The organism is Burkholderia sp. 22088 (assembly GCF_052045915.1).
GTDB lineage: Bacteria > Pseudomonadota > Gammaproteobacteria > Burkholderiales > Burkholderiaceae > Burkholderia > Burkholderia cepacia.
The window spans coordinates 161,682-187,770 of the sequence record NZ_JBQEPY010000021.1 but is presented as its reverse complement, the minus strand read 5'-3'; the positions used below and the strand labels follow the sequence as shown (position 1 = coordinate 187,770).

The 26,089-nt window shown below is 66.5% G+C and carries 24 protein-coding genes; 14 read left to right on the top strand and 10 right to left on the bottom strand.

Annotation, left to right across the window (positions count from 1 at the left end):
- Positions 1 to 316: 316 nt before the first annotated feature.
- On the bottom strand, positions 317 to 1,093 hold the full coding sequence (locus tag ACTJLD_RS33915; RefSeq protein WP_059699742.1) for an enoyl-CoA hydratase: 777 nt from the start codon (positions 1,091 to 1,093) through the stop codon (positions 317 to 319).
- 129 nt (positions 1,094 to 1,222) lie between these two features.
- Between ACTJLD_RS33915 and paaN the strand changes: the two genes are divergently transcribed.
- The 5 genes from paaN (at position 1,223) to paaK (ending at position 6,847) form a co-directional block, all read left to right on the top strand.
- Positions 1,223 to 2,929, top strand: coding sequence for a phenylacetic acid degradation protein PaaN (gene paaN, locus ACTJLD_RS33910; protein ID WP_049097931.1), 1,707 nt, complete (start codon positions 1,223 to 1,225; stop codon positions 2,927 to 2,929).
- Positions 2,930 to 3,016: 87 nt separating this feature from the next.
- Positions 3,017 to 4,219, top strand: a complete 1,203-nt coding sequence (pcaF, locus tag ACTJLD_RS33905) for a 3-oxoadipyl-CoA thiolase (RefSeq protein ID WP_440660878.1) — start codon at positions 3,017 to 3,019, stop codon at positions 4,217 to 4,219.
- Positions 4,220 to 4,264: 45 nt separating this feature from the next.
- The gene (gene paaG / locus ACTJLD_RS33900) at positions 4,265 to 5,056 is read left to right on the top strand and encodes a 2-(1,2-epoxy-1,2-dihydrophenyl)acetyl-CoA isomerase PaaG (protein ID WP_226190497.1); all 792 of its coding nucleotides are present in this window, start codon (positions 4,265 to 4,267) and stop codon (positions 5,054 to 5,056) included.
- 1 nt (position 5,057) lies between these two features.
- On the top strand, positions 5,058 to 5,510 hold the full coding sequence (gene paaI / locus ACTJLD_RS33895) for a hydroxyphenylacetyl-CoA thioesterase PaaI (RefSeq protein WP_042973051.1): 453 nt from the start codon (positions 5,058 to 5,060) through the stop codon (positions 5,508 to 5,510).
- 38 nt (positions 5,511 to 5,548) lie between these two features.
- A complete protein-coding gene (paaK, locus tag ACTJLD_RS33890; protein ID WP_059498650.1) occupies positions 5,549 to 6,847 on the top strand; it encodes a phenylacetate--CoA ligase PaaK in 1,299 nt (432 codons plus the stop codon).
- Between the two features lie 105 nt (positions 6,848 to 6,952).
- Here paaK and mltA read toward each other — a convergent pair whose 3' ends face one another.
- Both mltA and apaG read right to left on the bottom strand, forming a co-directional pair.
- Complete coding sequence (gene mltA, locus ACTJLD_RS33885) at positions 6,953 to 8,185, bottom strand: murein transglycosylase A (protein WP_124840726.1); 1,233 nt, start codon at positions 8,183 to 8,185, stop codon at positions 6,953 to 6,955.
- 81 nt (positions 8,186 to 8,266) lie between these two features.
- The gene (gene apaG / locus ACTJLD_RS33880) at positions 8,267 to 8,641 is read right to left on the bottom strand and encodes a Co2+/Mg2+ efflux protein ApaG (RefSeq protein ID WP_011350820.1); all 375 of its coding nucleotides are present in this window, start codon (positions 8,639 to 8,641) and stop codon (positions 8,267 to 8,269) included.
- Positions 8,642 to 8,819: 178 nt separating this feature from the next.
- Here apaG and rpe point away from each other — a divergent pair, with 178 nt between their 5' ends.
- The 8 genes from rpe (at position 8,820) to ACTJLD_RS33840 (ending at position 16,134) form a co-directional block, all read left to right on the top strand.
- Complete coding sequence (rpe, locus tag ACTJLD_RS33875) at positions 8,820 to 9,506, top strand: ribulose-phosphate 3-epimerase (RefSeq protein ID WP_011883156.1); 687 nt, start codon at positions 8,820 to 8,822, stop codon at positions 9,504 to 9,506.
- Between the two features lie 4 nt (positions 9,507 to 9,510).
- Positions 9,511 to 10,275, top strand: a complete 765-nt coding sequence (locus ACTJLD_RS33870) for a phosphoglycolate phosphatase (protein ID WP_440660874.1) — start codon at positions 9,511 to 9,513, stop codon at positions 10,273 to 10,275.
- 357 nt (positions 10,276 to 10,632) lie between these two features.
- Positions 10,633 to 12,126 carry an anthranilate synthase component I gene (trpE, locus tag ACTJLD_RS33865; RefSeq protein WP_027788470.1) on the top strand — a complete coding sequence of 498 codons (1,494 nt, stop codon included), beginning with the start codon at positions 10,633 to 10,635 and terminating at the stop codon, positions 12,124 to 12,126.
- A 13-nt stretch (positions 12,127 to 12,139) separates the two neighbouring features.
- Positions 12,140 to 12,730 carry an aminodeoxychorismate/anthranilate synthase component II gene (locus ACTJLD_RS33860; RefSeq protein WP_027788471.1) on the top strand — a complete coding sequence of 197 codons (591 nt, stop codon included), beginning with the start codon at positions 12,140 to 12,142 and terminating at the stop codon, positions 12,728 to 12,730.
- A gap of 13 nt (positions 12,731 to 12,743) precedes the next feature.
- The gene (gene trpD, locus ACTJLD_RS33855) at positions 12,744 to 13,775 is read left to right on the top strand and encodes an anthranilate phosphoribosyltransferase (protein ID WP_027788472.1); all 1,032 of its coding nucleotides are present in this window, start codon (positions 12,744 to 12,746) and stop codon (positions 13,773 to 13,775) included.
- Between the two features lie 29 nt (positions 13,776 to 13,804).
- Complete coding sequence (gene trpC, locus ACTJLD_RS33850) at positions 13,805 to 14,590, top strand: indole-3-glycerol phosphate synthase TrpC (RefSeq protein WP_027788473.1); 786 nt, start codon at positions 13,805 to 13,807, stop codon at positions 14,588 to 14,590.
- Positions 14,590 to 15,216, top strand: coding sequence for a CYTH domain-containing protein (locus tag ACTJLD_RS33845; protein WP_048026371.1), 627 nt, complete (start codon positions 14,590 to 14,592; stop codon positions 15,214 to 15,216). Before trpC ends, ACTJLD_RS33845 begins: the two co-directional genes overlap by 1 nt.
- 12 nt (positions 15,217 to 15,228) lie before the next feature.
- Positions 15,229 to 16,134, top strand: coding sequence for a uracil-DNA glycosylase (locus ACTJLD_RS33840; RefSeq protein ID WP_059688471.1), 906 nt, complete (start codon positions 15,229 to 15,231; stop codon positions 16,132 to 16,134).
- 133 nt (positions 16,135 to 16,267) lie between these two features.
- On the opposite strand, the gene ACTJLD_RS33835 is transcribed toward ACTJLD_RS33840, so the two are convergent.
- From ACTJLD_RS33835 to ACTJLD_RS33820, 4 genes are all read right to left on the bottom strand, one after another.
- On the bottom strand, positions 16,268 to 16,864 hold the full coding sequence (locus ACTJLD_RS33835; RefSeq protein WP_027788476.1) for an FMN-dependent NADH-azoreductase: 597 nt from the start codon (positions 16,862 to 16,864) through the stop codon (positions 16,268 to 16,270).
- A gap of 147 nt (positions 16,865 to 17,011) precedes the next feature.
- Entirely contained in the window at positions 17,012 to 18,811 is a 1,800-nt protein-coding gene (locus tag ACTJLD_RS33830; protein WP_060373197.1) for a M61 family metallopeptidase, read from the bottom strand.
- Between the two features lie 106 nt (positions 18,812 to 18,917).
- Entirely contained in the window at positions 18,918 to 19,646 is a 729-nt protein-coding gene (locus ACTJLD_RS33825; RefSeq protein ID WP_021156966.1) for a DsbC family protein, read from the bottom strand.
- Positions 19,647 to 19,736: 90 nt separating this feature from the next.
- On the bottom strand, positions 19,737 to 20,915 hold the full coding sequence (locus tag ACTJLD_RS33820; protein ID WP_027788478.1) for a UbiH/UbiF family hydroxylase: 1,179 nt from the start codon (positions 20,913 to 20,915) through the stop codon (positions 19,737 to 19,739).
- 246 nt (positions 20,916 to 21,161) lie between these two features.
- Between ACTJLD_RS33820 and ychF the strand changes: the two genes are divergently transcribed.
- Positions 21,162 to 22,256, top strand: coding sequence for a redox-regulated ATPase YchF (gene ychF, locus ACTJLD_RS33815; protein ID WP_027788479.1), 1,095 nt, complete (start codon positions 21,162 to 21,164; stop codon positions 22,254 to 22,256).
- A 166-nt stretch (positions 22,257 to 22,422) separates the two neighbouring features.
- On the opposite strand, the gene gabP is transcribed toward ychF, so the two are convergent.
- From gabP to ACTJLD_RS33800, 3 genes are all read right to left on the bottom strand, one after another.
- Positions 22,423 to 23,814 (bottom strand): GABA permease, encoded by a 1,392-nt coding sequence (gene gabP, locus ACTJLD_RS33810; protein WP_021156961.1) that lies wholly within the window; start codon positions 23,812 to 23,814, stop codon positions 22,423 to 22,425.
- Positions 23,815 to 24,226: 412 nt separating this feature from the next.
- Positions 24,227 to 24,571, bottom strand: a complete 345-nt coding sequence (locus ACTJLD_RS33805; protein ID WP_440660870.1) for an MmcQ/YjbR family DNA-binding protein — start codon at positions 24,569 to 24,571, stop codon at positions 24,227 to 24,229.
- 86 nt (positions 24,572 to 24,657) lie between these two features.
- Positions 24,658 to 25,971 carry an MFS transporter gene (locus ACTJLD_RS33800; protein ID WP_440660869.1) on the bottom strand — a complete coding sequence of 438 codons (1,314 nt, stop codon included), beginning with the start codon at positions 25,969 to 25,971 and terminating at the stop codon, positions 24,658 to 24,660.
- Positions 25,972 to 26,089 lie beyond the last annotated feature (118 nt).

Below are 26,089 nucleotides of genomic sequence, written 5' to 3'. Positions count from 1 at the left end.
AACCGTGTTTCGCAGCTCGTCAACAACTTTTTACACTACATCGTTGCGACTGCGGGGCTCAACTTCCAGGCCAGCCGCGCGCCCGACACTGCGGCACACCACCAGCTTTGCTTCCCTCTCCCGCGCTGCGTTTCCGTTAGCGCGAAAGAGGCGTGATTCTAAGCACCCGCCCCCATCTGCGCAAGCCCTTTGTGAAAATATTTTGAAAAGCCCCCGTGCGCTGGCGCGCACGGGGGCTGGGGCTCGGCAGGCCGAGGATTATTACATCGACAACCGATACCAACCAGGCACCGGCCACCTACTTCGGGCAGCGCAATCAGCGGTGCTTGAACACCGGCTTCCGCTTTTCAACGAATGCCGCCATCCCCTCCTTCTGATCTTCGGTCGCGAACAGCGAATGGAACAGCCGGCGCTCGAAGTGAACGCCCTCGGCCAGCGTCGTCTCGTACGCACGGTTCACCGACTCCTTGACCATCATGACCGCCGGCAGCGAAAACTCGGCGATCGTCGCCGCAGCGGCAATCGCCTCGTCAAGAAGCGTCGCGGCCGGCAGCACGCGCGACACGAGCCCCGCACGCTCCGCTTCGGCTGCATCCATGAAGCGGGCCGTCAGGCACATATCCATCGCCTTCGCCTTCGACACCGCGCGCGGCAGACGCTGCGTACCGCCCGCACCCGGCATGACGCCCAGCTTGATTTCCGGCTGGCCGAACTTGGCCGTGTCCGCCGCGAAGATGATGTCGCACATCATGGCCAGCTCGCAGCCACCACCCAGCGCAAAGCCCGACACCGCCGCGATGATCGGCTTGCGGATTTCGCGTACCGTCTCCCAGTTACGTGTGATGTAGTCGCCCCGGTAGACATCCATATAGGAATAGGTCGCCATCATGCCGATGTCCGCGCCAGCCGCGAACGCCTTCTCGCTCCCGGTCACGACGATCGCGCCGATGCCATCGTCCGCATCGAACGCCTTCAGCGCATCACCCAGTTCATCCATCAGCGCATCGTTCAGCGCGTTCAGCGCCTTCGGACGGTTCAGCGTAACCAGCCCGACACGCCCCCGGGTCTCCACCAGGATGTTCTCGTAAGCCATCTATTTCTCCTCGATCAATGAAATGAGAAACGCCTCGCACATGCGAATAGTTTGATGCTACCATTCTCCGACCAACCGGTCGGTTAATTAATCGATCCAACCCCTCTCATCGTCCATCAGGCTGCCGCCATGACCCATGCACTGTTCACGAAGCACGAAGACACGCTGAAGCACGCACTCGCCGCCATCGAGAGCCGCGGGTACTGGAGCCCGTTCGCCGAAATGCCGAGCCCCAAAGTGTACGGGGAAAGCGCGAACGCAGATGGCGAGGCCGCGTTCAAGTCATACCTCGACAAGACGTTCGCGCTCGACCAGCCGGCGTCCGGAGAAACGGTCGGCGCGGAACGGTCGCCGTACGGCATCGCGCTGGGCATCCGGTATCCGAAGTCGACGCCAGACGAACTGATCGCCGCCGCTGCCGCCGCGCAGCGTTCGTGGCGTGAAGCCGGCCCGAGCGCCTGGATCGGGGTCAGCCTCGAAATCCTCGCGCGCCTGAATCGTGCGAGCTTCGAGATCGCCTACAGCGTGATGCACACCACGGGGCAGGCATTCATGATGGCGTTCCAGGCCGGCGGCCCGCACGCGCAGGACCGCGCACTCGAGGCAGTTGCCTATGCGTGGGACGAACTGCGCCGCATTCCGGCCGATGCGCACTGGGAGAAGCCGCAAGGCAAGAACCCGCCGCTCGCGATGCACAAGCGCTACACGATCGTCCCGCGCGGCACCGGCCTCGTACTCGGCTGCTGCACGTTCCCGACCTGGAACGGCTACCCGGGATTGTTCGCCGATCTGGCCACCGGCAACACCGTGATCGTCAAACCGCATCCGGGCGCGATCCTGCCTCTCGCAATCACGGTCCGGATCGCTCGCGACGTGCTGCGCGAAGCCGGCTTCGATCCGAACGTCGTCACGCTCCTCGCGACCGAACCCAACGACGGCGCACTCGTTCAGGATCTCGCGCTGCGCCCCGAGATCAAGCTGATCGACTTCACCGGCAGCACGCAAAACGGCACGTGGCTCGAGCGCCATGCCCACCAGGCACAGGTCTATACGGAGAAGGCAGGCGTCAACCAGATCGTGATCGACTCGACCGACGACCTGAAGGCCACCGCCAAGAACATCGCGTTCTCGCTGGCGCTGTACTCCGGCCAGATGTGCACGGCGCCGCAGAACATCTACGTGCCGCGCGACGGCATCCGGACGGCGGACGGCCATGCCAGCTTCGATGAAGTCGCACAGGCAATCGCCGTTGCAGTGCAGAAACTCACCGGCGATCCGGCCCGCTCGGTCGAACTGATCGGCGCGATCCAGAACGAAGGCGTGACCGCACGCATCGACGACGCCCGCCAGCTCGGCCGCGTGCTCGCCGACAGCCTTACACTCCAGCACCCCGCGTTCCCCGATGCCCGCGTGCGCACACCGCTCGTGCTGCAACTCGACGTGGCCGATCGCGAGAAATTCACGCAGGAGTGGTTCGGCCCGATCTCGTTCGTGATCGCAACCGACTCGACCGCGCAGTCGCTCGATCTCGCCGGTGAGATCGCGGCAGAACATGGCGCGCTGACGCTCTCCGTCTACAGTACCGACGAAGCCATCGTCGATGCTGCACACGATGCGGCGGTGCGCGGCGGCGTCGCGCTGTCGATCAACCTGACCGGCGGCGTGTTCGTGAACCAGTCGGCAGCGTTCTCGGATTTCCACGGCACGGGCGCGAACCCGGCAGCCAACGCGGCGCTGGCGGACCCGGCATTCGTCGCCAACCGGTTCCGCGTCGTGCAAAGCCGCGTCCATGTTGCGCCGAAAGCGGCACCCGCGGAAGCCGGTCAACCTGCATAACCCGAATGGTCGACGTGCAAACGCCGCCACGTTCTCTACCATGAACGAATCCGCCACCCGGCGGGTTCGTTGCTCATCGATACGCCCATGACAGACGCCTATATCTGCGACGCGATTCGCACCCCCATCGGCCGCTACGGCGGCGCCTTGAAAGATGTCCGCGCCGACGACCTCGGTGCGGTACCGCTCAAGGCGCTCGTGGAGCGCAACCGTGACGTCGACTGGTCAGCGATCGACGACGTGATCTACGGCTGCGCGAACCAGGCCGGCGAGGACAACCGCAACGTCGCGCGCATGTCCGCGCTGCTCGCGGGGCTGCCGACCGACGTGCCCGGCACGACGCTGAACCGCCTGTGCGGCTCCGGGATGGACGCGGTCGGCACTGCTGCGCGCGCGATCAAGGCCGGGGAGGCACGCCTGATGATCGCGGGCGGCGTCGAGAGCATGACACGCGCGCCGTTCGTGATGGGCAAGGCCTCGAGCGCATTCGCGCGCCAGGCAGAAATCTACGATACGACGATCGGCTGGCGCTTCGTCAATCCGTTGATGAAACAGCTGTATGGCGTCGATTCGATGCCTGAGACGGCCGAGAACGTCGCGGTCGACTACAACGTCAGCCGCGCCGACCAGGATCTGTTCGCGCTGCGCAGCCAGCAGAAGGCCGCGCGTGCACAGCAGGACGGCACGCTCGCCGAGGAAATCGTCGCGGTCACGATTCCGCAGAAGAAAGGCGATCCGCTGGTCGTCTCGCGCGACGAGCATCCGCGCGAAACGTCGCTCGAAGCGCTCGCGAAGCTGAAAGGCGTCGTGCGCCCGGACGGTTCGGTGACGGCCGGCAACGCATCGGGCGTCAACGACGGTGCGTGCGCGCTGCTGCTCGCCAATGCACAGGCAGCGGACCAGTACGGCCTGCGCCGCCGCGCACGGGTCGTCGGAATGGCGACGGCCGGCGTCGCGCCGCGCGTGATGGGCATCGGGCCCGCACCGGCCACGCAGAAACTGCTGCGCCAGCTCGGGATGACGATCGACCAGTTCGACGTGATCGAGCTGAACGAGGCGTTTGCGTCGCAAGGTCTCGCGGTGCTGCGCATGCTCGGCGTCGCCGACGACGATCCGCGCGTGAACCCGAACGGCGGCGCAATCGCACTGGGCCATCCGCTCGGCGCATCGGGCGCGCGACTCGTGACCACGGCGCTCCACCAACTCGAGCGTACGGGCGGCCGCTTTGCGCTCTGTACGATGTGCATCGGCGTCGGCCAGGGTATCGCGCTCGCGATCGAACGCGTGTAACCCATGCACCGCGAGCCTATAACGAAGTCATGAAGGAGACACTGCATGTCCTATCAGGCGATTCAGCTGGATATCGATCGCGCCTCGAACGTGGCCACGATTACCCTCAACCGCCCCGACAAGCTGAACAGCTTTACGCGGGCGATGCATCGCGAACTGCAGTCGGCACTCGATGATGTCGAGGTGGCCGGCGCGCGCGCGCTGATCCTGACTGGCGCGGGGCGCGGCTTCTGCGCGGGCCAGGACCTGGCCGATCTCGACTTCACGCCGGGCGCGTCCACCGACCTCGGCGCGCTGATCGACGAGCACTTCAATCCGCTGATCCGCCGCCTGCAGCGTCTGCCGATTCCGGTCATCGCCGCCGTCAACGGCACCGCGGCCGGCGCCGGCGCGAACCTCGCGCTCGCGTGCGATCTCGTGTTCGCCGCCCGCTCGAGCAGTTTCATCCAGGCCTTCGTCAAGATCGGGCTCGTACCCGATTCGGGCGGCACATGGTTCCTGCCGCAACGCGTCGGCATGGCACGCGCGCTGGGGCTCGCGCTGACCGGCGACAAGCTCGGCGCCGAACAGGCCGAGCAATGGGGCTTGATCTGGCGCGCGGTCGACGATGACACCCTCGCTGCGTCAGTCCGCCAGCTCGCCACCCAGCTTGCGCAGCAGCCGACGCTCGCGATCGCATCGATCAAGCAATCGATGCGCGACAGCGTCACGAACACGCTCGACCAGCAACTCGACCAGGAACGCGACCTGCAGCGCAAGCTCGGTCAGTCGTACGACTATGCGGAAGGCGTGAAGGCGTTCATCGAGAAGCGCGCACCGCGCTTCGAGGGGCGTTGACATGACGGACGCCACTGCCACGCTCGACCCCGACTCGCTCGCCCGTGCCGCCGCGCGAGCCATGTACGACGCCGACGCATGCAGCCGCGCGTTCGGGATGGAAATCGCCGAAGTACGCGCCGGCTACGCGCGCCTGCAAATGCGCGTGCGGCCCGAATTCCTGAACGGGCATCAAACCTGCCATGGCGGGATCATCTTCACGCTGGCCGATTCAACGTTCGCGTTCGCATGCAACTCGTACAACGTGAACGCAGTCGCGGCCGGCTGCTCGATCGAATTCCTGCGCCCCGTGCACGGCGACGACGTGCTGACGGCCGAGGCGATCGAGCAGGCACGCGCCGGCCGCCAAGGGATCTACGACATCCGCGTCACGAACCAGACCGGGGAAACCGTCGCGATGTTTCGCGGCAAATCCGCCCAGATCAAGGGTACGGTCATCCCGGAAGACCGCTGACGTCGACGGCTCGCACATAACAAACACTGGAGACATGCATGACTACCCCGCTACCGCTCGAGCCGATCGAGACCGCCTCACGCGACGAGCTGACCGCGCTGCAGCTCGAACGCCTCAAGTGGTCGCTCCGGCATGCGTATGACCACTCTCCCGTCTATCGTCGCAAGTTCGACGACGCAGGCGTCCATCCGGACGACCTGAAGACGCTCGCCGATCTGTCGCGCTTCCCGTTCACGACGAAGAGCGACCTGCGCGACAGTTACCCGTTCGGGATGTTCGCGGTGCCGCAGGACCAGATCTCGCGCATTCATGCGTCGTCGGGCACGACCGGCAAGCCGACGGTCGTCGGCTATACGGCCGGCGACATCGACACATGGGCGAACCTCGTCGCGCGCTCGATCCGCGCCGCCGGTGCGCGCCGCGGCGACAAGGTGCACGTGAGCTACGGCTACGGCCTGTTCACAGGCGGGCTCGGTGCGCACTACGGCGCCGAACGCGCGGGGCTGACCGTGATCCCGTTCGGCGGCGGCCAGACCGAAAAGCAGGTGCAGCTGATCCAGGATTTCCGGCCCGACATCATCATGGTGACGCCGAGCTACATGCTGTCGATCGCCGACGAAATCGAGCGCCAGGGTCTCGATCCGGTGCAGAGTTCGCTGCGCATCGGCATCTTCGGCGCGGAACCGTGGACCAACGACATGCGCGTCGCGATCGAGCAGCGGATGGGCATCGACGCGGTCGACATCTACGGACTTTCCGAAGTGATGGGCCCCGGCGTCGCGTCCGAATGCGTCGAGACCAAGGACGGCCCGACCATCTGGGAAGACCACTTCTATCCGGAAATCATCGACCCTGAAACCGGCGAAGTGCTTCCGGACGGCGAACTCGGCGAGCTCGTGTTCACGTCGCTGACGAAGGAGGCACTGCCGATCGTCCGCTACCGGACCCGCGACCTCACGCGGCTGCTGCCTGGCACTGCCCGCACGATGCGCCGGATGGAGAAGATCACGGGGCGTTCGGACGACATGATGATCGTGCGCGGTGTCAACGTGTTCCCGACGCAAATCGAGGAGCAGTTGCTCAAGCAGCGCGCGCTCGCACCGCACTACCAGATCGTACTGACGAAGGAAGGCCCGCTCGACGTGCTGACGCTCAATGTCGAGCCCTGTCCGGAGACTGCGCCCGATACGGCGGCGATTCATGCGGCCAAACAGGCGCTCGCACACGACATCAAGTCGCTGATCGGCGTGACGGCCGTAATCAACGTGCTGCCCGTGAACGGGATCGAGCGTTCGGTCGGCAAGGCGCGACGCGTCGTCGACAAGCGCAAGGGCTGACGGCAATCGCTGCGCGTGCACGACGTGCGGTGAATCCGCGGCTGCAAATGAAACAGCCCGATCGGCCAACGCCGATCGGGCTGTTTCATTCCGGGCCGCCTCAAGTCACGAGTTCGGGAACAGCAGCCACATCCGGCCGACCTGCTTCATCCGCCCGGCCTGATCGCCTGCGTCGTCGCCGAGCCCCCAGAAATAGTCGGCCCGCACGCCGCCCTTGATCGCGGAGCCCGTATCCTGCGCGAACACGAGCCGGTTCATCGGCGTATTCGTCAGCGGGCGCGTGGTCTGCAGGAACACCGGCGTGCCGAGCGGGATCGACGACGGGTCGACCGCGATCGAGCGTTCCGGCGTCAGCGGTACGCCGAGCGCGCCGATCGGGCCGTCCGCGCCGCCGTGCGGCGCATCCTCCTTGGTCGGCATGTCGCGGAAGAACACGAACCGCGGGTTCGTGTCGAGCAACGCGTCGACGCGATTCGGGTTCGCCTTCGCCCACGCCTTGATGCCCTGCATCGTCGCCTGGGCGGGCGTCAGTTCGCCGCGATCGAGCAGCCACTTGCCGATCGAACGGTACGGCTGGTTGTTGGTGCCGCCGAAGCCGACCCGCATCACCGAACCGTCGTCGAGCAGCACGCGCCCCGAGCCCTGCACCTGCAGGAAGAACGCCTCGATCGGGTCGTCGACCCACACGAGTTCGTTGCCGTTCAGGATGCCGGCGCGTTCGAGCTGCGCGCGTGCCGGCAGCGCGGCGCCCGCGCGATAACCGGCCGGCCAGCGGTACAGCGCGTACTGATACGGGCCACGACGCACGCGCGAACCATGCAGCAGCGGCTCGTAATAGCCGGTCACCAGCCCGTCGAGCGTACCGTCGGTGTTCGCGAACTGGAACGGCGTGAAATACGTTTCGAAGAATGCCCGCGCACTGCTGACGTCAAGCTCGTCGAGCCGGTCGGCAGCCGCACACGCACGCTGCCAGGCCGGCTGGCGCGCGAGCCGCGCGCAGTTCTGCCGCAACGCGGCCGTCGCGCCGATCAGCGAATCGTCCTGCCAACCCGGCACCTGCTGCCACGCGACCGGCGTGAGTCGCTTCGCGGCGACCTGCCCCGGCACGATCGCCGCGCCGGTCGGCGGCTTCAGCGACGAAGTCCGCGTCGGCGCGCTGCCGCACGCCGCAAGCAGCGCCGCCGCCGCGACCGCTGCCGCCCACCCGGCCAACCGGGGCCCAAACCACATACAATGTCCGTTCTTGATGGAAACCGCCATGTCAGATTTTCTCGACCAATATCCGATGCTCATCTTTGCGCTCGAAGCCTTCGTAGCGCTTGCCCTGCTGATCTTCATCGTCGTGTGGACGTCGTCGGGCAGAAAGAAGCACGCCCGCGGCAACAACGACCGCCAGCCGCGCTGACGCGCTTCGCACGCTCAATGCAGCGTGCGCGGCATGTGGAGTGCGAACTCGTCGACCGGCGCCTCGAAACGCTCGCCGTCTTCCGCCACGCAGAAGTACGCGCCCCGCATCGTACCGACCGGCGTCGCGATCACGGCCCAGCTCGTGTATTCGAAGTGCTCGCCCGGCTGCAGCAGCGGCTGGTGCCCGACGACGCCGAGCCCCTTCACCTCCTGCACGTGGTTCTCGCTGTCCGTGATGATCCAGTGACGCGCGATCAGCTGCGCCGCGACTTGTCCCGTGTTGCGGATCGTCAGCGTGTACGCGAATGCGTATTGACGGCGATCGGGGTCGGATTGTTCCGGCAAGTAGCTGGTTTTCACCGAAACGGTGAACTGATACTGACTCATGATGTTTCCGGTGGAAGGTGACTGTCCGTGCCGGCATGGGCAACGGGGCCGCGGGCGCGCCGCATTGGTTCGGCATTCTATGCGCAATCGGGCCTGGGCCGCACGGCCCGCCGCCGCGCACGGGGTCGCCGGACGGTAGAATGTCGGTTTTGCGCCGCAACGTCCCCGCTCCCCTGCCATGACCCAATTCCGTATCGCTCCCAGCATCCTGTCGGCCGATTTCGCACGGCTCGGCGAAGAAGTCCGCAACGTCGTCGCCGCCGGCGCCGACTGGATCCACTTCGACGTGATGGACAACCATTATGTGCCGAACCTGACGATCGGCCCGCTCGTGTGCGAAGCGATCCGCCCGCACGTGCAGGTGCCGATCGACGTGCATCTGATGGTGCGCCCGGTCGACCGGATCGTGCCCGATTTTGCGAAGGCCGGTGCAAACCTGATCAGCTTCCACCCGGAAGGCTCCGATCACATCGACCGCACGCTGTCGCTGATCCGTGACCACGGCTGCAAGGCCGGTCTGGTGTTCAATCCGGCGACGCCGCTGAACTACCTCGATCACGTGATGGATCGCCTCGACTTCGTGCTGCTGATGTCGGTCAACCCGGGCTTCGGCGGCCAGTCGTTCATCCCGGAAACGCTGAACAAGCTGCGCGAGGCACGCGCACGCATCGACGCGTACACCGAGCGCACCGGCCGCGAGATCCTGCTCGAAGTCGACGGCGGCGTGAAAACCGACAACATCGCGGAAATCGCGGCGGCCGGGGCCGACACCTTCGTCGCGGGTTCGGCGATCTTCGGCAAGCCCGACTACCGCAAGGTGATCGACGAGATGCGCGCCGCGCTCGCTACCGTCGAGCGGAGCTGACGCCGTGGCCGATTCGTCGCTCGCCGGCCATGCGCCGGCCGGGGCTGCAACCGAAGCCGCCCCGATCCGCTTCGCCGCGCCGCGCATCGACGCGGCGCTGATCGATCTCGACGGCACGATGGTCGACACGGCCGACGATTTCACGGCCGGCCTGAACGGGATGCTCGCGCAGCTCGGCGCGCCGGCCACGTCGCGTGACGAGGTGATCGGCTACGTCGGCAAGGGCTCCGAACACCTGATCCAGAGCGTGCTGAAACCGCGCTTCCCGGCCGACGAAGCGCACGCGCGCTTCGACGACGCACTGGCGATCTACCAGACCGAATACGCGAAGATCAACGGCCGCCACACGCGCCTCTATCCGGACGTAGCCGCCGGCCTCGACGCATTGCGTGCGGCCGGCATCCGGCTCGCGTGCGTGACGAACAAGCCGCATCGCTTCGCCATCGAACTGCTCGAGCAATACGGGCTGGCCGATTGCTTCGGCGTCGTGCTCGGCGGCGACAGCGTCGCGCGCAAGAAGCCCGATCCGCTGCCGATGCTGACGGCCTGCAGCGCGCTCGGCGTCGCTCCGGATGCGGCAGTCGCGATCGGCGACTCGGAAAACGATGCGCTGGCCGGCCGCGCGGCCGGGATGGCGACGCTGACTGTGCCGTACGGCTACAACCACGGCAAAGCTATACAAACGATAAATTCGGATGGTATAGTCGATTCGTTGCTGGTCGCAGCTCGCGCAATTACCGCGCACAACACCGGCCGGCCAACCATCTGATTATTTCTTCCATCTGCATGTTTCTGAATAAAAAACGGAGTCTGAGCAGCATCGACCGGGGAGCCTGGCCCTGGCGTCGCTGGTCGCGCTAACCTCTTCGATGAGGTACGCTGAAGCACGTCTTCAGCGCCGTTTTTTATCTCGTTGCGCATCCGCGCGCCGACCGTCGCACCACCTCGAGTTCCACCGCGTCCGAACGCTTGCGTTCAGGATCGGCCGCAGGCTCGCGACGTTCACGCCCGGAGTGCCGGCCGGCAACAGGCACTTCTCGATCGACCGCCCTTTCGCCGACGGCAACCCGCGCAGCGTCAAATGATCCCTGGCGCACGCGCCGCTCGTCCCGAACAGGACCGGAACATGACCGAACTCGAATTCCAATCGCTCGCGAACGAAGGCTACAACCGCATCCCGCTGATCGCGGAAGCCCTCGCCGATCTCGAAACGCCGCTGTCCCTCTACCTGAAGCTGGCCCAGCCCGAACGCGCGGGCGCCAACTCGTTCCTGCTCGAATCGGTGGTCGGCGGCGAACGCTTCGGCCGCTACTCGTTCATCGGCCTGCCGGCCCGCACGCTCGTCCGCACCCGTAACGGCGTGTCGGAAGTCGTGCGCGACGGCCAGGTCGTCGAGACGCATGAAGGTGACCCGTTCCAGTTCATCGAATCGTTCCAGGCGCGCTTCAAGGTGGCGCAGCGCCCGGGCCTGCCGCGCTTCTGCGGCGGTCTCGCCGGCTACTTCGGCTACGACGCGGTGCGCTACATCGAGAAGAAGCTCGCGAACACCGCGCCGCGCGACGATCTCGGCCTGCCCGACATCCAGTTGCTGCTGACCGAGGAAGTCGCGGTCATCGACAACCTCGCCGGCAAGCTGTACCTGATCATCTACGCGGACCCGAGCCAGGCCGAAGCCTACACGAAGGCGAAACAGCGCCTGCGCGAACTGAAACAGCGCCTGCGCACGACCGTGCAGCCGCCCGTCACGTCGGCGAGCGTGCGCACCGAAACCTTCCGCGAGTTCAAGAAGGACGACTATCTGGCCGCCGTGCGTCAGGCGAAGGAATACATCGCGGCCGGCGAGCTGATGCAGATCCAGGTCGGCCAGCGGCTGACGAAGCCGTACCGCGACAATCCGCTGTCGCTGTATCGTGCGCTGCGTTCGCTGAACCCGTCGCCGTACATGTACTACTACAACTTCGGCGATTTCCACGTGGTCGGCGCGTCGCCGGAAATCCTCGTGCGCCAGGAGAAGCGCGGCGAAGACCAGATCGTCACGATCCGTCCGCTCGCCGGCACGCGCCCGCGCGGCAACACGCCCGAGCGCGATGCCGAACTCGCGACCGAACTGCTCAACGATCCGAAGGAGATCGCCGAGCACGTGATGCTGATCGACCTCGCGCGCAACGACGTCGGCCGCATCGCGGAGATCGGCTCGGTGCAGGTGACCGACAAGATGGTCATCGAGAAGTACTCGCACGTGCAGCACATCGTCAGCTCGGTCGAAGGCAAGCTGAAACCCGGGATGACGAACTACGACGTGCTGCGCGCGACGTTCCCGGCCGGCACGTTGTCCGGCGCGCCGAAGGTGCGCGCGATGGAACTGATCGACGAGCTCGAGCCGGTCAAGCGCGGGTTGTACGGCGGCGCCGTCGGCTACCTGTCGTTCTCGGGCGAGATGGATCTCGCGATCGCGATCCGGACGGGCCTGATCCACAACGGCAACCTGTATGTGCAAGCGGCGGCCGGCGTCGTCGCGGATTCGGTGCCCGAATCCGAATGGCAAGAGACCGAGAACAAGGCGCGCGCGGTGCTGCGTGCGGCCGAACAGGTCCAGGACGGCCTCGATAGCGACTTCTGACCGGAGACTGACCATGCTGCTCATGATCGACAACTACGACTCGTTTACCTACAACCTGGTCCAGTACTTCGGCGAACTCGGCGAGGACGTACGCACCTACCGCAACGACGAAATCACGCTCGACGAGATCGCGCGCCTGAATCCCGACGCGATCTGCCTGTCGCCCGGCCCGAGCAACCCGCAACACGCGGGCATCACGCTCGACGTGCTGCGTGAATTTTCGGGCAAGAAGCCGATCCTCGGCGTCTGCCTCGGCCATCAGGCGATCGGCGAGGCATTCGGCGGCCGCGTCGTGCGCGCGAAGACCATCATGCACGGCAAGGTGAGCAAGATCGAAACCGACTGCCGCGGCGTGTTCGCCGACCTGCCGAAGCATTTCGACGTCACGCGCTACCACTCGCTCGCGATCGAGCGCGAATCGCTGCCCGACTGCCTCGAGGTGTCCGCGTGGACCGACGACGGCGAGATCATGGGTGTGCGCCACAAGACGCTGCCGATCGAAGGCGTACAGTTCCACCCGGAATCGATACTGTCCGAGCATGGCCATGCACTGCTCGAGAATTTCCTGAAACAGGCACGCGCCGCAGCCGCGCAAGCCGCCTGACGGGAGCCACACGATGACGATTACCCCGCAGGAAGCGCTGCAGCGCACGATCGAACACCGCGAGATCTTCCACGACGAGATGCTGCACCTGATGCGGCTCATCATGCGCGGCGACATGTCGCCCGTGATGGCGGCCGCGATCATCACCGGGCTGCGCGTAAAGAAGGAGACGATCGGCGAGATCGCCGCGGCCGCGACCGTAATGCGCGAATTCGCGAACCACGTCGAGGTGCAGGACAACTCGAACTTCGTCGACATCGTCGGCACCGGCGGCGACGGCTCGCACACGTTCAACATCTCGACCGCGTCGATGTTCGTCACGGCCGCGGCCGGCGCGAAGGTCGCGAAGCACGGCAACCGCGGCGTATCGAGCAAGTCCGGCAGCGCCGACGTGCTCGAGGCGCTCGGCGTGAACATCGACCTGCAGTCGGAGCAGGTCGCCGCGTCGATCGCCGAAACCGGCATGGGCTTCATGTTCGCGCCGAACCATCACCCGGCGATGAAGAACATCGCAGCCGTGCGCCGCGAACTCGGCGTGCGCACGATCTTCAACATCCTCGGCCCGCTGACCAATCCGGCCGGCGCACCGAACCAGCTGATGGGCGTGTTCCACCCCGACCTCGTCGGCATCCAGGTGCGCGTGATGCAGCGTCTCGGCGCACAGCACGTGCTCGTGGTGTACGGCAAGGACGGGATGGACGAGGTTTCGCTCGGCGCCGCGACGCTCGTCGGCGAATTGCGCGACGGCAAGGTGCACGAATACGAGATCCATCCGGAAGATTTCGGCCTGCAGATGGTGTCGAACCGCACGCTGAAGGTGGAAAATGCCGACGAATCGCGCACGATGCTGCTCGGCGCGCTGGACAACCAGCCGGGCGTCGCGCGCGAGATCGTCACGCTGAACGCGGGCACCGCACTCTATGCGGCGAACGTCGCCGAATCGATCGCGGACGGCATCCAGCTCGCCCGCGAAGCGATCGCGAGCGGCAAGGCCCGCGCGAAGGTCGACGAACTCGTGCGCTTCACGCAGCAGTTCAAGCGCTGACTCCCCTTACGAATCAAGCAGGAATCCACATGAGCGACATTCTCGACCGAATCATCGCCGTCAAGCGCGAAGAAGTCGCGGCGGCCATGCGCAGCGCGCCGCTCGAGGCACTGAAACTGGAAGCCTCCGCGCGCGACCTGCGTGACTTCGTCGGCGCACTGCGCGCGAAACACGCAGCCGGCCACGCGGCCGTGATTTCCGAAATCAAGAAGGCCAGCCCGTCGAAGGGCGTGCTGCGCGAGCATTTCGTGCCGGCCGACATCGCCCGTTCGTATGCGGAGCACGGCGCCGCGTGCCTGTCGGTGCTGACCGACGAGCAGTTCTTCCAGGGCAGCGTCCGCTATCTCGAGGAAGCGCGCGCGGCCTGCACGCTGCCGGTGCTGCGCAAGGACTTCATCGTCGACGCGTACCAAATCGTGGAAGCGCGCGCGATGGGCGCGGACGCGATCCTGCTGATCGCCGCCGCGCTCGACACGCCGCTGATGCAGGATCTCGAAGCGTATGCTCACTCGCTCGGCCTCGCGGTGCTGGTCGAAGTGCACGACCGCAACGAGATGGAACAGGCGCTTACGCTCAAGACGCCGCTGCTCGGCATCAACAACCGCAACCTGCGCACGTTCGAGACGTCGATCCAGACCACGCTCGACATGCTCGACATGATTCCGGCGGACCGCATCGTCGTGACCGAGTCGGGGATCCTGTCGCGCACCGATGTCGACACGATGCGCGCGGCGAACGTGAACACGTTCCTCGTCGGAGAAGCGTTCATGCGTGCCGACCAGCCGGGCGAGGAACTCGCACGGATGTTCTTCTGATGGCGATCGAAAAGGAAATCAAGCTCGCGCTGCCTGCCGGCCAGGCCGAGGCCGCGCGACGCTTCTTCGAGACGCTGACCGGCGAACCCGGCCACGACATCACGCTCGCGAACGTCTACTACGACACGCCCGATCTCGCGCTGGCCCGCTCGAAGAGCGCGGTGCGCGTGCGCCGCGCGCCGCAGGGCTGGCTGCAGACGTTCAAGACGGTCGGCAGCGCGGAAGGCGGCCTGCACCGCCGCCACGAATGGGAGCTGCCGGTCGCCGGCGACGCGCTCGAGATCGATGCGCTCGTCGCGGCCTGCGACGTGCCGGAGGCCGCCGCCGCGCTGAATGACGCGGCCGGCGCGCTGCGTGCGCTGTTCCGCACGGATTTTTCGCGTACGCTGTGGCGCATCGCAATCGGCGGCGCAACCGTCGAAGCCGCGGTGGACATCGGCGAGATCGTCGTCCAGGCGGAACACGAAACGCGCCGCGAACCGATCAGCGAAATCGAACTCGAACTGATCGACGGCCCGGAAGCGGCGCTCGCAACGCTCGCCGCCGAACTGCAGCAGGCGCTGCCGGGCCTCGCTCCCGAAAACATCAGCAAGGCGCAGCGCGGCTACCGGCTGCGCGCGCAATAACACGCATCACGCATGGCAACCCGCAAGACTTCCCGCGCGCCGCAACAGGCGTCGCTGTTCGACGATCCCGTGCCGGAAACGGCACCGGCCGATCTTCCGTCCCCGCCTTCCGAGCCACCCGCGGCCGGGCGCAAGCCCGCCAAGAAAGCCGCCGCATCGGCTGCGGCACCAGCGGCACCGCAGCCTGCCGCCGCCAACGTTCCGCACCTCGCCGCGCAATTCGACGCGCTGCCTGCCGTCTGGCGCGACGTGCTGAAACCCTTTACCGACAGCGACGCGTATGCGCCGCTGTGCCGCTTCGTCGACGACGAGCGTGCGGCCGGCAAGACGGTCTACCCGACCGACGTGTTCCGCGCGCTGCGCCTGACGAGCCCGGACGACGTGAAAGTCGTGATCCTCGGCCAGGATCCGTATCACGGCGACGATCGCGGCACGCCGCAGGCGCACGGGCTCGCATTCTCGGTGCCGCCCGCCGTGCGCACGCCGCCGTCGCTGCGCAACATCTTCAAGGAAATCGCCGCGAACTTCGGTCATGACACACCACGCCACGGCTGCCTCGACACTTGGGCGCGCCAGGGCGTGCTGCTGCTCAACACGGTGCTGACGGTCGAGCGCGGCGCGGCCGCGAGCCATGCGAAGCGCGGCTGGGAGCAGTGCACGGACACGCTGATCCGCGAACTCGCCGGCCGCCATCGCGGGCTCGTGTTCATGCTGTGGGGCGCACACGCGCAGGCGAAGCGCGCACTGTTCGACGCAAGCGCGCATTGCGTGCTCGAGGCACCGCATCCGTCGCCGCTGTCCGCGCACCGCGGTTTCCTCGGTTGCCGCCATTTCGCGCTCGCGAACGACTATCTGGTCGATGCCGGCCGCGAGCCGATCGACTGGCGCCTGCCGGAAGTCGCCGAAACGCTCGCGTAACGCGCTGCCGGTTCCTTCGTGCCGGCAAGCATGCAAAAACGCCGCGTCCCTTTCGGGAACGCGGCGTTTTTTTATCGGGCGATGCAGCAGGTGCGTCGCACCCGCGTCGGCCTTCCTTACGCGTCGGCCTTCCTTACGCGGCGGCGATCGCTTCGCGTGCGCTGGCGAGCGCGGCGCTTTGCGCGTCCGGCCCGAGGTTCAGGCCTTCAGCGTGAATGAAGTTCACGTCTGTCAGGCCGATGAAGCCGAGGAACGAGCGCAGGTACGGCGTCTGGCTGTCGTTCGGCGTACCCAGGTACTTGCCGCCGCGGGCCGTCACCACGTGAACCTTCTTGCCCTTGATCAGGCCTTCCGGACCGTTCTCGGTGTAGCGGAACGTGACGCCTGCACGGGCGATCCAGTCGAAATACGCCTTCAGTTGCGACGACACGCCGAAGTTGTACATCGGTGCGCCGATCACGACGATGTCGGCGGCTTGCAGTTCGGCGATCAGTGCATCGCTCTTCGCGACGATCGCATTCTGTTCCGCGGTGCGCTTGTCGGCCGGCGTGAAGAACGCGCCGAGCACCGATTCGTCGAGGTGCGGCAGCGCATCGGCCAGCAGGTCACGAACCACGACCTTCGCGCCGGGGTTCGATTGTTGCAGCTTTGCCGTCAGTTCGTTGGCCAGCAGCGTGGATTGCGCACCTTGCGAACGCGCCGCGGAATTGATTTGCAGAATGGTCGTCATGTCAGGCTCCAGTAGGGTTGCGCTTCGGTAGCGCGAGTGACGCCATTGTGCGTGGCCGCATGACCGCGAAAAAGCGGGTTCAGGGCGACGGATTGTTGCAACAACAGAACAATCCTCGATCGCGCCCCGATACCCGCCTTCGTACGATCAGCCCTTCAGCCAGGCTTCCCGGGCCTTCGATACCGCCGCCGGCTTCGCGGCCGCCGTCAGCCGGTAGCGCGTGACTTCGGGGCCGTCGAGCTTCAGTTTCGCGGTGCGCAGCTCGTCGCGCCGGAATGCGTGAACCTCGACCTTGTCGCCCGGCCGGTAGCGCGCAAGCAGCGCGTCGAGGTTGGTGCCCGTGACGCGCAGCCCGTCGACCGCGATCAGCGTGTCGCCGGCCGACAGCCCCGCGCGATGCGCGGCACCGCCTTCGTAGACCGCCGCGAACGTGCAGTCCGCACCGCCGCGCAGGCGTGCGCCGATCGTCGGCTTCGCGGCAGCGCCGTTCGCGACATCCGGCGTGAGCGTCACGCCGAACGGTGCGAGCAGTTCGGCGAGCGGCAGGTCGCGCGTGCCGTGCACGGCATCGGTGAACAGGCGGCCGAGCGCGACGCCCGTCGCTTCCTCGATCAGCGTCTCGACTTCGTTTTCCTCGACGCCCGCCTGCTTGCCGCGGTAGAAATCGCGGCCGTAACGCTGCCACAGCAGGCGCATCACGTCGTCGAGCGACTTCCGGTTGCGCGTCTGCGCGCGGATCGCGAGATCGAACGCGAGCGCGACCAGCGAACCCTTCGTGTAATAGCTGACGATCGCGTTGGTCGCGTTCTCGTCCTGGCGGTAGTACTTGATCCACGCGTCGAACGAGCTTTCCGCGACGCTTTGCTTGAGCCGGCCCGTGCCGCGCAGCACGCCGCCGACCGTGCGGCCGAGCGCCGCGAAATATTCGTCCTGCGACATCAGCCCGCTGCGCACCAGCATCAGGTCGTCGTAATACGACGTGAAGCCTTCGAACAGCCACAGCAGCGACGTGTAATTCTCGCGCGTCAGGTCGTACGGCACGAACGCCGCCGGCTTGATGCGCTTCACGTTCCAGGTATGGAAGTACTCGTGACTGCAGAGACCGAGGTACGTGCGATAGCCTTCCGTCGTTTCGGGTCGCCCCTTCGCCGGCAGGTCGGTGCGGTTGCAGATCAGCGCGGTCGACGCGCGATGCTCGAGACCGCCGTAACCGTCGCTGACCGCAAGCGTCATGAACACGTAGCGGTCCATCGGCGCCTTCTTCGATTTCGGCTCGAACAGCGCGATCTGTGCTTCGCACACGCGCTTCAGGTCGGTGCGCAGGCGCTCCATGTCGAGCTGCGTCACACGCCCCGCGATCACGATGTCGTGCGGCACGCCGTGCGCGTCGAACGTCGCCAGCGCGAATTCGCCGATCGTCACCGGATGGTCGGAAAGCTCGTCGTAGTTCGCTGCGCGGTACGCGCCGAACCCGTAGCGCTTCGTGCCGCGCGCCTCGGGCAACGCAGTGCCGACGCGCCACGTGCGGAACGCCGCGCCGGCCGGCTTCCCGATGTCGACTTCACACGGCGCGTCCTCGCGGCCGGCGACGCTCAGGAACACGGCCGTCGCATTGAAGAAGCCGCCCGATTCGTCGAGATACGCGGAGCGCACCGACAGGTCCCACGCGTACACGTCGTAACGCAGCGTCAGCGTGCCGTTCACGGGCGCGGCCTGCCACGTGTGCTTGTCGGTCTTTGCGATCCGCACCTTGCGGCCCGCGTCGTTGAATGCGCCGAGCGTCACGATGTTGCGCGCGAACTCGCGCACGAGGTAGCTGCCCGGAATCCACACCGGCAGCGAAAAGCGCTGGCCTTCGGGGTCGGGATCGGTGACCGTCACCGACACTTCGAACAGGTGCGCGGCAAGATCTTTCGGGACAATCGAATAGCGGATCGGCTGGGTCATCGTGGGAATCGGACGGTCGAATACGGCGGCGGAAACGAAGAGAGGCGCCGGCAGGTCACGCGGGCGCCCCTCGCTGGCCGGGCCATGCGGCCCGGCGGGTGGTCGGTTACTTGCTCGACGCGAGCGCCTGGTTGAGCTGGTCGGCCGATACGGCGCCCGGCAGGCGGCGGCCGTCCGGCAGGAAGATCGTCGGCGTGCCCGTGACGTTCATCCCGCGGCCGAGCGCGAGGTTCTTGTCGAGTGCGGCGGTATCGCAGGTACCGGCGCCGGTCGGTGCGCGATGGTCGAGCATCCAGCTCTCCCACGTTTTCGCGCGATCGGTCGCACACCAGATCGCCTTCGACTTCGCGGTCGAATCCGGCGACAGCACCGGGTACAGGAACGTGTAGACGGTCACGTTGTCGACCGACTGCAGCGTCGTCTCGAGCTTCTTGCAGTACGGGCAGTTCGGATCGGAGAACACCGCGATCTTGCGGGCGCCGTTGCCCTTGACGACCTTGATCGCATTCGCGAACGGCAGGCTCGCGAAGTCGATCTTGTTGATTTCGGACAGGCGGGCGTCGGTCAGGTTCTTGTGCGTCTTGGTGTCGACGAGATCGCCGAGCAGCACGTAGTCGCCCGCCGCATCGCTATAGATGATCTGTGAGCCGAGGTTCACTTCGTACAGGCCCGCGACCGGCGATTTCGACACGCTCTTGATCGGCGCATCGTTGCCGAGGCGGGCCTGCAGCGTGGCTTTCAGCTTGTCGGTGGTCTGGTCGGCCTGCGCGGTGCAGCCAAGCGTCGCCATCGTGACGGCCAGCGCCAGCGACGCGATGCGGATCGTTTTTTTCATCGAAATCTTCCTTCAGCTCAATCGGTGTTCACGGCACAGTGTACGCCGTAACGGAACCGTGTCCGACCGGCGAAGCGGCCGAAGGTTCGATCAGCCGAGCGCAGCCGACACGAGCCAGCGCTTCACGAGCGGCTGCGCACCGACGAAGGCCATGCCCGCATTGCGCACGGCCTTCGCGAGCGAGCCCGGCACCGCGAACAGCCGCTGCAGGCCGTCGGTTGCGACCATCAGCGCGCGGATGTCCTCGCGGCGCGAACGCTCGTAGCGGCGCAGCAGCACCGTATCGCCGAGGTTGCGGAAACTTTCCTTGCCGGCGATCGCGTCGGCAAGCGCCGCCACATCGCGCAGGCCGAGGTTCATCCCCTGTCCCGCGAGCGGGTGGATCAGGTGCGCGGCATCGCCGACGAGCGCGACGCGCGGCGCGATCAGCTTGTCGACCGTCTGCAGCGCCAGCGGGAAGCCGGCGGCCGGCGTCACGCAGTCGAGCGTGCCGACCTGGCCATGAGACACGCGCTCGACCTCGGCCGCGAGCTGCGCCGGATCGAGTGCGAGCAATTCGTCCGCATGCGCGGTGTGCGCGGACCAGACGAGCGACACATGGCCGTCCGGCAGCGGCAGCAGCGCGACGATCTCGCCTTCGTGGAACCACTGGTAGGCCGTCTCGCGATGCGGCAGCGACGCCTTGAAGTTCGCGACGACACCGGTTTGCCGGTAGTCGCGCCGCTCGACTTTGGCCCCCATTTGCGAGCGCACCCACGAATGCGCGCCGTCCGCGCCGACGACGAGATCCGCTTCCAGCACCTGCCCCGACGACAGCGTGAGCACGGCTGCGTCGTCGTGTACGTCGAAGCCCTGCGCGCGCGCCTCGAACCACGTGAGGTTCGGCTGGAACCGCAGCGCGGCGTCGAGCGACGCCTCGACCAGCGACGATTCGGCGATCCACGCGAGCTGCGGCACGGATGCCTGGTACGCGGAGAAATGCAGTTCCGCGTGCGCATCGCCGTACACGCGCATGTCGTAGACCGGTGCGAGGCGGCCATGGTCGAGCGCCTGCCAGACCCGCAGCCGCTCGAGCAACGCCTGCGAACTGGAAGACAGCGCGTAGACGCGCGTGTCGAATACGAGATCGGCGGGGCGCGGCGCGGCCGGCTGGGCGAGCAAGGCAGTCTTGTAGCCGGACTGGGTCAGCGCGAGCGCGGCAGTCTTGCCGACGAGCCCGCCGCCGACCACGGCGACGTCGAAGGAGTGGTGGGCAGTCATGGCGGGCATTATAGCCGCGGGGCCAAACCCTTACGCGGCCGGACTTTGCGGGAAATCAGCAGAATCGCAGGCGGCCGATGCAGCGCGGCGGCCTGCCGCATCGGCCGTTCGGCGCAACCCCGGAATCCGGGGCGTCGGCACGGTACAATAGCGTCTTTGACCGTCGGCCCGCCGCGCCCCAAGCGCCGGCCGCCCTTTTTTCCCGCGCCGCCGTGCCCTGTCCGGCCGCGCCGCCTTACCCGTCCGAAGGATTCCATGAGTCTCAAATGCGGCATCGTCGGCTTGCCCAACGTCGGCAAGTCCACCCTGTTCAATGCGCTGACCAAGGCCGGCATCGCCGCCGAGAACTACCCGTTCTGCACGATCGAGCCGAACGTCGGCATCGTCGAAGTGCCCGATACGCGCCTGAAGGCGCTCTCCGAGATCGTCAAGCCGGAGCGTGTCGTGCCGGCCGTCGTCGAGTTCGTCGACATCGCGGGCCTCGTCGCGGGCGCGAGCAAGGGTGAAGGCCTCGGCAACCAGTTCCTCGCCAACATTCGCGAAACCGATGCAATCACGCACGTCGTGCGCTGCTTCGAGGACGAGAACGTCATTCACGTCGCCGGCAAGGTCAGCCCGATCGACGACATCGAAGTGATCAATACCGAACTCGCGCTCGCCGACCTCGGCACCGTCGAGAAGGCGCTCACGCGCTATTCGAAGGCCGCGAAGTCGGGCAACGACAAGGAAGCGGCGAAGCTCGTCGCGGTGCTCGAGAAGGTGCGCGCGCAGCTCGACCAGGGCAAGGCCGTGCGCGGTCTCGCGCTGTCGGACGACGAAGAGGCGCTGCTCAAGCCGTTCTGCCTGATCACCGCGAAGCCGGCCATGTACGTGGCCAACGTGAAGGACGACGGTTTCGAGAACAACCCGCACCTGGATGCCGTGCGCAAGTACGCGGAAAGCGAAAATGCGCCGGTGGTCGCCGTGTGCGCGGCGATCGAGGCGGAAATCGCCGATCTCGACGATGCCGACAAGGAAGCATTCCTCGCCGACATGGGCATGGAAGAGCCGGGCCTCGACCGCGTGATCCGCGCGGGCTTCAAGCTGCTCGGCCTGCAGACCTACTTCACCGCGGGCGTGAAGGAAGTGCGCGCGTGGACGATCCATATCGGCGACACGGCGCCGCAGGCGGCCGGCGTGATCCACACCGACTTCGAGCGCGGCTTCATCCGCGCGCAGACGATCGCGTTCGACGACTTCATCACGTACAAGGGCGAGCAAGGCGCGAAGGAAGCCGGCAAGATGCGCGCCGAAGGGAAGGAATATGTCGTGCACGACGGCGACGTGATGAACTTCCTGTTCAACGTCTGACCCTTGCATCGGCCGATGCCGTGTGAATCACACGGCATCGCGCAACGCGTGCCCGGCACGAAAAACGAATGGCCCGACGGCAAGCGCCGTCGGGCCATTTTTCATTGCGGGACGTTCCGCCAGCCGGCGGCGAACACCGTGCGTCCGCCGCCGCTTCGTCGCGGCATCACATCGCCGACACCCGCCGCCCCGCACTCGCCTGCGCATCGCGGCCGCGCTTGTTCAGCCACGATGCCAGCAGCACGATCAGCGCCAGCACGGCCGTCGCGCCCACTTCCATACGGTGATCCTCACTCACGAGCATCACGGTCAGCGTGCCGCAGATGAACAGGATCACCAGCCACGTGAGCCACGGGAACAGCCACATCCGCAGCGTCAGGTCGGCGCCGGTCGCTTCGAGCGTCTTGCGCATCCGCAGCTGCGAGATCGCGATCACGAGATACACGAGCAGCGCAATCGCGCCCGACGTCGCCAGCAGGAAGCCGAACACCTGTTCCGGCATCAGGTAGTTCGCGATCACGGTCAGGAAGCCGAATGCGGTCGATGCGAGCACGGCCGCGCGCGGCGTGCCGGTCGAATCCGTGCGGTGCAGAAACGCGGGCGCGTCCTTGCGCTTCGACAGCGAGAACAGCATCCGCGACGCGGTGTACAGCGCCGAATTCAGGCAGCTCGCGACCGACACGAGCACGATCACGTCGATGATCGCCTTCGCGTTCGGGATGCCGATCAGCTCCATCGCGCGCTGATACGAACCGTGCTTCGGCAGCAGCGGATCGTTCCACGGCACGATGGCCGCGACGATCAGGATCGAGCCGAGATAGAACAGCGTGATGCGCCAGATCACCGAGTTGGTTGCGCGCACGATCTGGCGTTGCGGGTTGTCCGATTCGGCGGCCGCGATCGTCACGATCTCCGTGCCGAGGAACGAGAACATCGTCGTCAGCATCGCCGCGAGCACCGCACCGGCACCGTGCGGCATGAAGCCGCCATGGACGAACAGGTTCGATACGCCCGACACCGCAGGGGCGGGAATGATGCCGACGATCGCCGCGCCGCCGATGCACAGGAACACGACGATCGCGACGACCTTGATCAGCGCGAACCAGAATTCGAATTCGCCGTAGTTCTTGACCGAGAAGAGGTTGGTCACCGTCAGCACCAGCGTGATGCCGAGCGCGAAGACCCAGGTTGCAACGCCGGGGAACCATGCATTGAGGATGGTCGCGGCGGCGGTCGCCTCGATCGGGATCACGAGCACCCAGAACCACCAGTACAGCCAGCCGATCGAGAAACCGGCCCAGTGGCCGATCGCGCGATCGGCATAGGTGGAGAACGAACCGCTGTCCGGATGCGCGACGGCCATCTCGCCGAGCATGCGCATCACCAGCACCACCAGCACGCCCGCAATCGCATACGCGAGGATCGACGCCGGGCCGGCTTCCGCGATCGCGTGGCCAGAGCCGACGAACAGGCCCGCGCCGATCACGCCGGCAATCGACATCATCGTCACGTGCCGCTGCTTCAGGCCCGTACCGAGGCCTGTGTTGCTTCCACTCATCTGTCTCTCTCCAAAAAACGGTTCCGGTATGGCCGGGTGTCGCGTGAAGGCAGCAGGGGGAGTTGTCGTTCTTGAATCCGGCTGCGAGCGCGCGTGCATCGCACGCGGGCATGCGGCCGGATGGGACCGTTCGGATCGGCGCGCCGCGCAGTCTGCGAAGCTGCGGGTGCGATGCGGCGCGCGGTACGCCGACGCATCGCGTGCGCCGTTTCCGTCGGCTTTCGTCAGCTGCCTTCGAAGCGAAGGAGTGTAAGCACCAAACGGTTCTTCACTAAGAACCAATTGAAGAATTTCGATGGAACCACTCGTTGCATCGACATCGATCGATGCAACGCTTGTACCCGTTCGGGCCGGCGCGCGAGCCGCGCCGAAAGCGCCCGGCGACGCCGGGCAACAGGCCGCAACCGGCGTGTCAGTTCGCGCCGTGCACCCTCTCGTCGCGCCATTTGGCGGGGACGACGGCCTGCCATTCTCGCAGAAGCAGTTTTTTCACGGCGTCCGGACGGGCCGCCGACAGCCGCACCAGCACGATCGGCCAGCCGATGTAGTGATCCGTCACGTAATACACGTCCGGTTCCGATTCGATCAGCCACGCGCGCTCGTCGGGGCCGACACCTTTCACGACGAGCGTGTCGCCGTCCTCGCGCAGCCGCGCGAGCATCTTGCCCCTCACCTTGAGCGCAGGCGTGCCGTACGACGTACCTTCCTCGACGCCGCGCCATGCCAGCGCGATCTGGCGGACTTCGTCGAATGTCATGAGGCCTCCCGGCTGCACTTCCTCGGTTCACGATCCGGCCACCCTACCGTACCGGAATTCGCGAAGGCACGCCGTGGGACGTGCGCCTATCCGCGCGCCGCACGTGCGGCCACCGGCGCACGCCCCGTCGTCGCGACGATCGCGAAGGCGATCGCATTCGCGGCGGCGCTGGCCAGGATCGGCACGAGATAGCCGCCGCCCGCGTCGTAGATGAAACCGGCCGCGGCCGGCCCGATCAGCGTGCCGAATGCGACGCTCGTATAAAGCACGCCGATGATCCCGCTCACGTTGCGCCCGCCGAAGTAGTCCATCACGACCGCCGGCAGCACGGCGACCCAGCCGCCGTAGAACACGCCGAACACGAGCGCGAACGCAGCAAGCGTCGCAACGGTGCCGGCACCGGCCCACGCGACGAGCGCGACGGCCATGCCCGCGAACATCGCGAGCAGCGACGCACGGCGGCCGAAGCGGTCGGCGAGGCCGCCGAGGAAGAAGCGGCCGGCCGTGCTGCCGACGCCGATCGCGCCGAGCAGCAGCACGGCCGTCGACGGCGCGACACCATGATCGAGCGCGTACGGCACGAGGTGAACGAACGGGACGAACACGCCGAACGAGCAGGCGAGGCATGCGGCGTACAGGCTCGCGAACGGCCGCGACATGACGGCTTCGCGCACCGTCGCGCCGGCAGGCGCCGAAGCGGCGACCGGCTGACGCCCCGCGGCGACGGACACCGAGGCCCCCGCACCGCGCCCGGCGACTTGTGCCCCACTGCCGGGCTCATGCGCAGCCTCCCCGTCCGGCAGCAGCCCCCGTCCGCGCGGGTCGTTCTCGATCAGCAGCGACATCCCCGCGCCGATCACGACCGCGATCACGGCCAGCGTGAAATACGCGCCGCGCCAGCCGACCTGCGCGATCAGCGTGGACGCGAGCGGCGGCATCACCAGCGTGCCGACACCGATCCCCGCGACCGCGAGCCCCGATGCGAAGCCGCGCCGGCGCACGAACCAGCGCTGCACGGCGCCGACCGCCGGTACGTATGCGCAGCCGACGCCGAAACCGACGCCAAGCCCATACGCGACATAGACCTGCAGCAGCGTGTGCGCGGCGCCGGCAGCCGCGAGCCCGGCGCCCGTCAGCAGCATCCCGGCGACGGCGAGCCGCCGCGAGCCGAAGCGGTCGGCCAGCGGCCCGCTGACGATGCCGAAACCGAAATACAGGAAGCCGGCGAGCGAGAACACGAGCGAGATCTGGCCGCGCGACGCGGCGAAGTCCCGCTGCAGCGACTCGACGAACGCACTGAACGTATAGGCGCTGCCGAACCCGACGAACGTGACGGCGAACGCGGCCGCGACCACGTACCAGCCATAAAAGAAATGGCGCGATGCGCCCGGGCGGTTCATGACGATGCTCCTCTCAGGTCCAGCCGGACACGTCACGGCGTCCGGTTTGCCTCGTGGATATAGTTGAACTATGTTGATCGCATTGGTCGCTGCAATGCAGCCCCCAAGCACGCAATGG

Excerpts from the sequence above, each read along its gene's own strand:
- trpD (WP_027788472.1), top strand. The coding sequence starts at position 12,744 with ATGACGATTACCCCGCAGGAAGCGCTGCAGCGCACGATCGAACACCGC.
- ACTJLD_RS33840 (WP_059688471.1), top strand. The coding sequence starts at position 15,229 with ATGGCAACCCGCAAGACTTCCCGCGCGCCGCAACAGGCGTCGCTGTTC.
- trpE (WP_027788470.1), top strand. The coding sequence starts at position 10,633 with ATGACCGAACTCGAATTCCAATCGCTCGCGAACGAAGGCTACAACCGC.
- ACTJLD_RS33820 (WP_027788478.1), bottom strand. The coding sequence starts at position 20,915 with ATGCCCGCCATGACTGCCCACCACTCCTTCGACGTCGCCGTGGTCGGC.
- mltA (WP_124840726.1), bottom strand. The coding sequence starts at position 8,185 with ATGAAGATCAGCAGGGCAAGCGCTACGAAGGCTTCGAGCGCAAAGATG.
- paaN (WP_049097931.1), top strand. The coding sequence starts at position 1,223 with ATGACCCATGCACTGTTCACGAAGCACGAAGACACGCTGAAGCACGCA.
- ACTJLD_RS33825 (WP_021156966.1), bottom strand. The coding sequence starts at position 19,646 with ATGAAAAAAACGATCCGCATCGCGTCGCTGGCGCTGGCCGTCACGATG.
- rpe (WP_011883156.1), top strand. The coding sequence starts at position 8,820 with ATGACCCAATTCCGTATCGCTCCCAGCATCCTGTCGGCCGATTTCGCA.
- paaI (WP_042973051.1), top strand. The coding sequence starts at position 5,058 with ATGACGGACGCCACTGCCACGCTCGACCCCGACTCGCTCGCCCGTGCC.
- ACTJLD_RS33835 (WP_027788476.1), bottom strand. The coding sequence starts at position 16,864 with ATGACGACCATTCTGCAAATCAATTCCGCGGCGCGTTCGCAAGGTGCG.
- ychF (WP_027788479.1), top strand. The coding sequence starts at position 21,162 with ATGAGTCTCAAATGCGGCATCGTCGGCTTGCCCAACGTCGGCAAGTCC.
- ACTJLD_RS33830 (WP_060373197.1), bottom strand. The coding sequence starts at position 18,811 with ATGACCCAGCCGATCCGCTATTCGATTGTCCCGAAAGATCTTGCCGCG.
- ACTJLD_RS33800 (WP_440660869.1), bottom strand. The coding sequence starts at position 25,971 with ATGAACCGCCCGGGCGCATCGCGCCATTTCTTTTATGGCTGGTACGTG.
- apaG (WP_011350820.1), bottom strand. The coding sequence starts at position 8,641 with ATGAGTCAGTATCAGTTCACCGTTTCGGTGAAAACCAGCTACTTGCCG.
- ACTJLD_RS33860 (WP_027788471.1), top strand. The coding sequence starts at position 12,140 with ATGCTGCTCATGATCGACAACTACGACTCGTTTACCTACAACCTGGTC.
- trpC (WP_027788473.1), top strand. The coding sequence starts at position 13,805 with ATGAGCGACATTCTCGACCGAATCATCGCCGTCAAGCGCGAAGAAGTC.
- ACTJLD_RS33915 (WP_059699742.1), bottom strand. The coding sequence starts at position 1,093 with ATGGCTTACGAGAACATCCTGGTGGAGACCCGGGGGCGTGTCGGGCTG.
- ACTJLD_RS33805 (WP_440660870.1), bottom strand. The coding sequence starts at position 24,571 with ATGACATTCGACGAAGTCCGCCAGATCGCGCTGGCATGGCGCGGCGTC.
- paaK (WP_059498650.1), top strand. The coding sequence starts at position 5,549 with ATGACTACCCCGCTACCGCTCGAGCCGATCGAGACCGCCTCACGCGAC.
- gabP (WP_021156961.1), bottom strand. The coding sequence starts at position 23,814 with ATGAGTGGAAGCAACACAGGCCTCGGTACGGGCCTGAAGCAGCGGCAC.
- paaG (WP_226190497.1), top strand. The coding sequence starts at position 4,265 with ATGTCCTATCAGGCGATTCAGCTGGATATCGATCGCGCCTCGAACGTG.
- pcaF (WP_440660878.1), top strand. The coding sequence starts at position 3,017 with ATGACAGACGCCTATATCTGCGACGCGATTCGCACCCCCATCGGCCGC.
- ACTJLD_RS33845 (WP_048026371.1), top strand. The coding sequence starts at position 14,590 with ATGGCGATCGAAAAGGAAATCAAGCTCGCGCTGCCTGCCGGCCAGGCC.